We start from the raw sequence: 385 nt of genomic DNA, 5'->3' as shown, positions 1-385 counted from the left end.
CTTCGCCAACAGGAAAATAATGCCGCCATAAAAAGCGGGCATGCCCAGTTCATCAGTATAAAACTTCAGCAGATACAGCGTGCCAATACAGAGCATCAGGTTAGAGCCAAAATCGCCCATCCCGTAGGCGAGTTTCTCTTTAAACGGCAGGCGTAGCGTTGCCGGATCGGAAGCGTGTTGACGCATTATTGTTCTCCATCTGCCCGCAGGTTTCCCTGCGGGCGAGCCTTATCAGATATGACGTAAGGGGCTAAACAGGTCTGCCCATTCGCTTTGCTGGCGATAAAACACCGGCGGTTTGCCGAGCGGAGCGTCAACGGTGATGTCACCGCCCTCATGCGTTTCACCCGTCCAGGCATTCACCCAGGTGTCCTCAGGCAAATAG

General features: G+C 53.8%; 2 protein-coding genes. Both read right to left on the bottom strand.

Features of this window, described 5'->3' with window-relative positions:
* On the bottom strand, nucleotides 1–186 hold a 186-nt coding region (locus AC0DBE_RS21725), incomplete at its 3' end, for an MFS transporter (RefSeq protein ID WP_472963784.1).
* Between the two features lie 45 nt (nucleotides 187–231).
* Nucleotides 232–381, bottom strand: a complete 150-nt coding sequence (locus tag AC0DBE_RS21720) for a hypothetical protein (protein ID WP_472963786.1) — start codon at nucleotides 379–381, stop codon at nucleotides 232–234.
* Nucleotides 382–385: the final 4 nt, after the last annotated feature.

The sequence above is a fragment of the Bacillus sp. VA15 genome (assembly GCF_055721145.1).
This window is presented reverse-complemented; position numbering and strand designations above follow the sequence as displayed.